The organism is Rubrivirga litoralis, assembly GCF_031846415.1.
Taxonomy (GTDB): domain Bacteria; phylum Bacteroidota; class Rhodothermia; order Rhodothermales; family Rubricoccaceae; genus Rubrivirga; species Rubrivirga litoralis.
In genome coordinates this window covers 1-8320 of the sequence record NZ_JAVRHT010000062.1, presented here as the reverse complement: position 1 = coordinate 8320, position 8320 = coordinate 1, and the positions used below count along the sequence as shown (strand labels likewise).

Here is an 8320-nt window from a genome sequence, read left to right as displayed (position 1 = left end):
TACCTGCTCTACCTGCTCTACCTGCTCTACCTGCTCTACCTGCTCTACCTGCTCTACCTTCCCGCCCCGCCCCACGCCTCCATGTCCCTCACCCTCCGCACCGGCGACCAGTCGCTCGACCTCGACCGCGCCGACGGCGCCGTGACCGTCGACGGCGCGCCCGCCGACGTCCGCCGCGCGCCGCTCCGCCACCCCGCCCAGGGCGTCGAGACGGCCCTCGTCGTCGTGGACGGCCGCCCGCGCGTGGCGACCGTCGAGCGCGACGAGCAGGGGACGCGCGTCTGGGTCGACGGCACGCCCGTCGAGGTCGAGGTCCAGACCGAGACCGACCGGCTCCTGGAGCGGTTCGGGCTCGACACCGGCGACGCCGCGGCCGAGCGCGAGGTGCGCGCGCCGATGCCCGGCCTCGTGCTCCGCGTGCTGGCCGCCCCGGGCGACGCCGTCGAGGAGGGCCAGGGGCTCGTCGTGCTCGAAGCCATGAAGATGGAGAACGAGCTGACGGCCCCGGCCGCCGGCACCGTCGCCGCCGTCCACGCCGCCGCCGGCGACGCGGTCGCCAAAAACGACCTGCTGGTGGAGGTCGACCCGTAGGCGCGCCGCGCCGTGGCGCTCCTGGGCGGGGTAGATGCCGGCGAGCCCGTCCCGCACCACGCGGGCGGGGTGGTCAGGGCCGCGCCGCCCCGCCCAGGGCCACGCGGCGCGGGCAGAGCGCCGCCTCGGCCGGGTCGTTCGTGGCGACGACGACGACGCGGCCCGGGTCGCCGACGACGGACTCGGTGAGCGCCCGCCCCGCCGCGTCGAGCGTGGCCCCGGGCTCGTCGAGGAGCAGGACCGGCGGGTCGTGGAGGAGCGCCGTGGCAAGCCGGAGCCGCTGGCGCATCCCGGTCGAGAAGGCGCCGACCGCGTCGTCGGCGCGCGGCCCCAGGCCGACGCGGTCGAGCACGGCCTCGATCCGCCGCTCGGCGTCCGCGAGGCGCCGGGCCGAGGCCAGAAAGCCCAAGTTCTCGCGCGCCGTGAGCGGCTCGTAGAGCTGGAGCGCCGGGGCCACGAAGCCGACCGTCCGCGGCACGTCCTCGGGCCGGACCACCGCCCCATCCACGTCGAGGCGGACCGCCCCGCCCGTCGGCGCCGTGAGGCCGGCGAAGACGCGGAGCAGCGTCGACTTGCCCGACCCGTTGGCGCCGACGACGGCGAGCGGGGCGCCCGGGGCGACCTCGACCGAGAGGTCGTCGAACAGCCGGCGGCGCCCGAAGCGCATCGAGAGGCGGTCGGCGACGAGGAGGGCGGGCACGGGCATGGGCGGAAGCCCGAGAAGCTAGCCCCGCAGAACACGCCGTCTGGCTCGGTCGTTGGCTTTCCATGCTCACACGTCCACCACCGGGCCGGGCCGCCGCTCGGGCCGGCGTGTCCGCGCTCCTGCTCCTCGCCGCGTGCGCCGAGCCGGCCGCCCCGCCCTCCGCGACCTCTCCCCCGCCCCGCCCGGCGGCGCTCGCGCCCGGCCTGGCCCCCGACACGGTCGAGGTAAGCGGCGTCGGCGTGGCGACGGCGCGCGTGGAGCCGGTCGGGGCGGGGCGGGTCGATGGAACGGTCCAGCTCCGCCAGACTGAGGGCGGCGTCCGCGTCCAGGCCGACCTGCGGGGGCTCTCCCAGAGCGACTTCCACGCCTTCCAGATCCTGCGCGGCCGCGACTGCGGCGCCGACCCGGACGTGCACCTGGGCGCCGAGGCGGGCCGCCACGGCGGGCCGTACGCGCTGCCGGGCGACCGCCACGCGGGCGACCTGGGCAACGTGCGCGGCGACCGCGGGCGGGGCCGCTACGACCGGATCGACCCGGCGCTGAACCTGGACGGCACGGGCTCGCCGGTCGGGCGGGCCGTCGTGGTCCGCGCTGAGCGCGACGACGCCGTCTCGGACGGCACGGGCGGGGCGGTCGTCGGGTGCGGCGTGCTCGTCCCCCAGTAATGCGGCCGGCCCTCCTCACCGCCCTCGCGCTCGCCGCCGGCCTCGGGCTGGGGTGGCTCGCGCGCGCGGCCGCGGCGCCGGAGCCCGCCCCGCCCCGCCCGCCCGCCGGCGGGGTGGCGGCCAACGAAGCACCGGCGCTCGACTCGCTCGAAGCGTCGGTCCAGCGGCTGCGCGGGCGGTTCGAGACGCTCCGCGAGACGACGTCGGACGAGGAGAGCGCGCTCCGCCGGCCGCGGACGCCGTCGTACCGCGCGCACCTCGCCGCGGCCGACTCGCTGGGCGTGCCCCCGCTCCGCAGCGAGGCCGACCTCGCCGGGCACCTGCGGGCGGGGCGGCTGGTCCCGCTCGTCGACAACGAGTTCTACGTGGTCCGGATTCTCGAGCACTCGAAGCCGTTCGTCCGCCCCGCCCTCCGCGAGCGGCTGGCCGAGCTTGGCCGGCGGTTCCAGGCGCGGCTGGCGGCGCACGGGCTGCCCCGCTACCGCTTTACGGTCTCGTCCGCGCTGCGCACGGCGGACTTGCAGGAGGCGCTCGGGCAGACGAACCGGAACGCGACGAGCGGGACGTCGAGCCACGAGTACGGGGCGAGCGCCGACGTCGTCTACACGCGGTTCGCGCTCCAGCCCTCGGCCGCCGACACGCTGGCCCTCGCCGCGGGCGACCCCGAGCGCGAGCGCGCCCAGCGGCTCGCGTCGCGGTGGGCGCACGACCTCGCAGGAACGTACGACGACCGCCTGTTCGGCGCGCTCACGCGCGTGCTCGGCGAAATGCAGCGCGAGGGGCGCCTGCTGGTGCTCCTCGAAAATGAGCAGCCCGTGTTCCACCTCACGATCGACGAACCGTAGCGCCACCCCGCCCGGTGCGCGGGCGGGGCGGGGCGATCTCGGCGCGCGGAGAGGCGTACGTACGCGCCCTCGGCTCCCGCCCCGCCCGTGCTCACCCCGGACCTCCCCCGCCCCGCCCTCGACGACCCGGACGAGCCCGCCCCGCCCCCATTCGTCCGCGAGGGGCGGCGCACGCGGACGCGGCCGGTGCGGCTCGTCGCCTTTGTAGCCCTGACCGCGGCCGTCGTGGGGGCGGGGTGGTTTGCGCGCCGCGCGCAGCAGGGCGTCGCGGCCACGTACGCGGCGCAGGACTCGGTCGCCGCCGCGGCCGTCGCCGCCTTCGAGCGCGTCCCGCTGCTCACCGACGACGAGATCGCGCTGCTGCGGCGCTCGCGGAACGCCCGCCACGTCGAGACGGCCGAGGCGCTCGGCGTCGAGCCGCCGGCGACGCGGGCCGAGGTCGACAGCCTGGTCGGCGCGCTGGGGCTCGTGCGCGTCCAGACGAACCGGCTCTACACCGTCCTCCCCGCCCGGTCGTCGGTCCCGTACCTCACGCCGAGCGCGGTGGCCTCGCTCGACAGCATCGCTGTGCGCTTCCGCGGCCGGCTCGCCGAAGCGGGGCTCCCGCCGTTCCGGTTTTCCGTCTCGTCCGGTTGGCGGACGTCGGCCGATCAGGCCGCGCTCCGCGGGCGGAACGTGAACGCCGCCGCCGGCCACTCGAGCCACGAGTACGCGACGACCTACGACATCACCTACAACCCGACGCGGTACAGCCCGGCGCCCGACGCGCTCCCGCCGCCGCCGCGCGTCGACCCGCGCGTGCCCGGGTTCCTGCGCGAGTCGGTCCGCGCGGGCGTCGCCGAGGAGCAGCGGGCGGCCCTCGACCGGCTCGCCGCCGACTACCCCTCGCGGCTGACGGCGGCGCTGGGCCGGGCGCTCATCGACCTCGAAGACGACGGCGTCCTCATCACGGTCCGCGAGCGGCGCCAGCCGGTCTTCCACACGACCGTCGCGCGCCCGCTCGTCGAGCCCGCGGAGGGCGTGGACCCGATGGGCCGCCTCCCGGCGCGGGGCGTGCAGGAGATCACCGACAACCTCTGACGGACGCGCGGGCGGGGCGGTGTCGCGTGTTCTGAGTGTCGAGCACGCGGCGCGGACGGTGCAACCGGCGAGGGCCGCTCCGCTCGCGGACGCCCGGGCGGGGCGGCGCTGTGCCTACCCTTCCTCCTCCCCGCTCCTCTAACGACTTCGCTCCGACGATGCGCCTCCGTCTCGCCCTCGCCGCCCTCCTCCTCCCCGCCCTGGCCGCGGCGCAGACGGACGCCGCCCCGCCCGCAGCTCCCACCCCGCCCGCGGACTCCGCCGCCGCGGTGGAGGCGCTCCGCGTGGCCGACGAGATGCCGCGCCCCGTCGGCGGGATCAAGGCGCTCTACGGGCGGATCGTGTACCCGGAGGCGGCCCGGCAGGACGGCGTCGAGGGCCAGGTGTTCGTCGAGGCCGTCGTCGACGAGGAGGGCCGGGCCGTGGACGCCGTCGTGCTCCGGTCGCCGGACGACCGGCTCTCGGACGCGGCGCTGACGGCCGTCCGCGCCTCGCCGTTCGTGCCGGGGCGCCAGGGCGGGGCGGCCGCGCGGGTGTGGCTCACGGTGCCGGTCACGTTCAAGCTCCAGGCGCCGGAGCCCGTCGAACCGGAGGGCGGGGCGGTGGCCGAGGGCGGGGCGGCGGACGGGCGCCCGTCCGTCAAGCCGCAGCTGATCGGGGGGCTGGAGAGCCTGCAACGACGCGTCGAGTACCCGGAGAGCGCGTGGCGCGCGGGCGTCGAGGGCACGGTCGTCGTCGAGTTCGTCGTCGACGAGATGGGCGTCGTCGTGGACCCCGTCGTGGTTCAGACGCCAGACCGGCGCCTGAACGAGGCGGCGCTGCAGGCCGTCCGCACGTCGCTGTTCGTCCCGGGCGCGGTGGGTGGAGAGCCCACGCCGGTCCGGTTTTCCGTGCCCATCCGGTTCCGGCTGCACCCCGAGGCCCGGTCGCTCCCGGCCCGCCGCTCCAACTAGCCCGCCCATGCGCCTCCCCGCCCTCGCCCTCCTGCTCGCGGCCGCACCGGCGTTCGCCCAGACCGCCCCGCCCACGGCCGCCGACTCGGCGCTCGTCGAGCGCTACCTCGCCCTATCGGTCGCGTCCGCCGAGGCGTCGCGCGGGGTGCTCGCCGGCGCCCCCAACCCGGTCGGAGACATGGCCGACCTCGTCACGTCCGAGACTACGCTCGACTCGGTCCGAGCCGCCTTCTACGCCGACCTCCGCCCCGCCCTCCTCGCCGACGCCGTCGCGTTCACCGAGGGACCGCTCTTCCAGCGTGCCCAGCGCGCGTCGACGCTCCTGGCCGACTCCCTCTCGTTCGACGAGATCCAGGCGCTCATCAAGGACCCCGGCGACCGCCCGCTCGCCGACTCGGCCCTCTCGGCGCGCTACGCCGCCGCCCTGCTCGACGCGACGCAGCCGCCCGACGTCCAGGAGCGGATGATCGACGCGGTCATCGGCGCCCTGCCGGCTGAGGTCCTGGAGCCGATGGGCGGGGCGGACGCCTTCCCGGAGATGTACCGGTCCCAGATGCAGTCGGCCTCCATGCGCGACCTCCAGGCCGACGCAATGACGCGCGGCGCGCGGCTCAGCCTGGCCGGCCTGAGCGACGACGACGCGCGCGCGCTCGTGGACTACATGGAGTCCGACGCCGCCCGGTACGCCGGCCGCGCCACGGCGCTCGGCACCACGAACGCGCTCGTCCCCCGTATCGTGGACATGATGGCGTCAGCGCTCGCGGACGTCCCCGCCCCGCCGTACGCACCGCCGGACAACGGGGCGAGGCTGCTCGACGAGGTGGCCGCCGTCCAGGGCCGCCTCCCCTACCCCGACGACGTCCGCGCCGACGGCGTCGAGGGCGTGGTCGTCGTCCGCTTCGTGGTCGGCGCGGGCGGGGCGGTCGAAGAGGCCGAGGTCGTGAGCTCGCCGGACCCGCGCCTCTCGGCCGTCGTGCTCGACGCCGTCCGTGCCACGCGGTTCACGCCGGTCGTCTCCGGCGGCCGCCCCGCCCGGACGCCGATCACGTTCCCGTTCGAGTTCTCGCTCGACGACGGGCGGGGCGGGGCGGACGGCGGCCGCTGATGGACGCCGCCCCGCCCGACGACGACGCCCTCCTCTACGGCCACGACCCGGCCGAGCGGATCGTCGCGCTCCACCCGGTCGGCCCGGCCACGATGCGGCTCTACCGCCGCCGCTCGCCGACGGAGGTGACGACCGAGGACGTCCGCGTCCACCCGTTCTTTTTCCTCTCCGACGCCGACCTCCTGCGCGGCTTCCCGCGCGACCGCTTCCAGTTCCAGGAGCTGGCGGGGCGGGGCTTTTTCCGCTACGTCGTCGCCTTCCCCGACCGCGGCGCCTACTTCGACGCGCTCCGCCACGTCGAGCGGGCGACGGAGACGGCGAAGGCGCGGCCGGACGAGGTGTACCTGCCGGGCTCGCCGGAGCAGCAGTACCTCATGCAGACCGGGCGGACGCTGTTCAAGGGCATGGCGTTCGACGACCTCGTCCGCCTCCAGCTCGACATCGAAGTCTACAGCCCGAAAGGCTTCCCCCAGGCCACGGTCCCCGAGCACCGGATCATCCTGGTCGCCCTCAGCGACTCGACCGGGTGGAGCCGCCTCGTCGGCACGCCGGAGATGACCGAGGAGGAGGTGCTGCGCGAGACGCTCGACCTGGTCAAGGAGCGGGACCCCGACGTCATCGAGGGCCACAACATCCAGTCGTTCGACTTCCCGTACCTGTTCGAGCGGTGCCGGCGCCACGGGGTCCCCGTGGACCTGGGCCGCGACGGGAGCCCGCCCCGCTCGTACCCCACGTCGATGCGGTTCGCCGAGCGGCAGGTCGAGTTCGACGCCGTCGAGATCGCCGGGCGCCACGTGATCGACACGCTGCACCAGACGATGGCGTTCGACGTGTTCAAGCGCGACCTCCCGAACTACACGCTGAAGGGGGCCGCGCGCTACTTCGGGTTCGCGCCCGAGGGGCGGACGTACGTCCCGGGCGACCAGATCGCGCACGTCTGGGACACCGACCCGCACCGGCTCATGGAGTACGCGATCGACGACGCGACCGAGACCGAGCGGCTCGCGCGCTTCCTCTCGGGGAGCACGTTCTACCTCACGCAGATGGTGCCCATGCCGTACGGGCAGGCGGCGCGGACCGGCCCGGCGGCCAAGGTCGAGGCCCTCTTCGTGCGCGGCTATCTCCACGCCCGCCACAGCCTCCCGCGCGCCGACTTCGGCTCCCAGGTCGTCGGCGGCTACACCGACGTGTTCGTGACCGGCGTCGTCGGCCCGGTCGTCTATGCGGACGTCGAGAGCCTGTACCCGTCGATCATGCTGACCTACGACGTCCAGCCCAAGGGCGACGCGCTCGGCCTGTTCCCACGCCTCCTGCGCCGGCTGACCGGCCTCCGGTTCGAGACGAAGGACGCCATGCGCGAGGCCGACGACGCGCACGAGCGGGGCGAGCTGGACGCGCGACAGAGTGCGTACAAGATCGTTATCAATTCGTTCTACGGAAACATGGGCTTCGGCTACGCCCTCTTCAACGACTTTGCCGAGGCCGACCGCGTCGCGGCGACGGGGCAGGACCTGCTCCGCCAGATCATGCGGCTCGCGCGCGCGGCCGGCGCGCGTGTGGTCGAGGTCGACACCGACGGCGTCCTGTTCGTGCCGCCCGACAGCGTCGTCGGCGAGGCCGCCGAGCGCCAGTTCGTCGAGCGCTTGAGCGAGCAGATGCCGGACGGCATCCGCATCGGGTTCGACGGGCGGTTCCAGCGGATGCTGTCGTACAAGAAGAAGAACTACGCGCTCCTGGACTACGACGGCCACCTCAAGTTCAAGGGGTCGAGCCTGGTGAGCCGGTCGTCGGAGCGGTTTGGGCGGGCGTTCGTGCGCGAGGCGATCCGCCTGCTCCTGGAGGAGGACGTGCAGGGGCTCCACGACCTGTACCTGGAGCACCGGCGCCGCATCGAGGCCCACGACTGGCAGGGCGTCGAGAGCTTCCAGCGGACCGAAACGCTCAAGACGTCGCTCGCCGACTACGAGCAGGCCGTCGCCGCCGGAGAGCGGACGCGATCGGCGGCCTACGAGGTGGCCGCCCGCGAGGCCGCGCGCACCGGCCGCGCCCCGCGCGTGGGCGACCGCGTCTCGTACTACCTCGGCGAGGGCGGCGGGCGCGTGTTCGAGGCCGCCCGCCCCGCCCGCGACTGGAGCCCGGCGGCGCCCGACGAGAGCACGGCGTTCTACCTCGACCGGCTGGACCAGCTGGCGGGGCGGTTCGAGCCGTTTTTCGAGACGCCGGCCCAGTTCCGCCTCGTGTTCTCCGAGGAGGACCTGTTCGGGTTCGACCCGTCCGCCGTGCGTCTGGTCGTCCGCGAGCGGGACCCGGAGGAGGTCGAGGACGACGTGCCGTTCTAGCGGGCAGCGGGCAGCGGGCAGCGGGCAGCGGGCAGC

Annotated in this window: 8 protein-coding genes; 7 read left to right on the top strand and 1 reads right to left on the bottom strand. The window is 75.4% G+C overall.

Annotated elements, in window-relative coordinates; genetic code table 11:
- On the top strand, window positions 1–591 hold a 591-nt coding region (locus tag RM540_RS15820), incomplete at its 5' end, for an acyl-CoA carboxylase biotin carboxyl carrier protein subunit (RefSeq protein WP_311665906.1).
- 73 nt (window positions 592–664) lie between these two features.
- Here the strand turns inward: RM540_RS15820 and RM540_RS15815 are convergent.
- Window positions 665–1297, bottom strand: coding sequence for an ABC transporter ATP-binding protein (locus RM540_RS15815; RefSeq protein WP_311665904.1), 633 nt, complete (start codon window positions 1295–1297; stop codon window positions 665–667).
- A gap of 107 nt (window positions 1298–1404) precedes the next feature.
- Here RM540_RS15815 and RM540_RS15810 point away from each other — a divergent pair, with 107 nt between their 5' ends.
- The 6 genes from RM540_RS15810 to RM540_RS15785 all read left to right on the top strand — a co-directional run bounded on the left by RM540_RS15810 (window position 1405) and on the right by RM540_RS15785 (window position 8284).
- A complete protein-coding gene (locus RM540_RS15810; RefSeq protein ID WP_311665902.1) occupies window positions 1405–1962 on the top strand; it encodes a superoxide dismutase family protein in 558 nt (185 codons plus the stop codon).
- Window positions 1962–2807, top strand: a complete 846-nt coding sequence (locus RM540_RS15805; protein WP_311665901.1) for a DUF5715 family protein — start codon at window positions 1962–1964, stop codon at window positions 2805–2807. The genes RM540_RS15810 and RM540_RS15805 overlap by 1 nt, the downstream gene beginning before the upstream one ends.
- Window positions 2808–2894: 87 nt before the next feature.
- Window positions 2895–3887, top strand: a complete 993-nt coding sequence (locus tag RM540_RS15800) for a DUF5715 family protein (protein WP_311665899.1) — start codon at window positions 2895–2897, stop codon at window positions 3885–3887.
- Between the two features lie 158 nt (window positions 3888–4045).
- Entirely contained in the window at window positions 4046–4840 is a 795-nt protein-coding gene (locus RM540_RS15795; protein ID WP_311665897.1) for an energy transducer TonB, read from the top strand.
- 7 nt (window positions 4841–4847) lie between these two features.
- Window positions 4848–5945: a TonB family protein gene (locus RM540_RS15790; RefSeq protein WP_311665895.1), complete on the top strand. Its 1098-nt coding sequence runs from the start codon at window positions 4848–4850 to the stop codon at window positions 5943–5945.
- On the top strand, window positions 5945–8284 hold the full coding sequence (locus RM540_RS15785; protein ID WP_311665893.1) for a DNA polymerase domain-containing protein: 2340 nt from the start codon (window positions 5945–5947) through the stop codon (window positions 8282–8284). The genes RM540_RS15790 and RM540_RS15785 overlap by 1 nt, the downstream gene beginning before the upstream one ends.
- The last annotated feature ends 36 nt before the right edge of the window (window positions 8285–8320 follow it).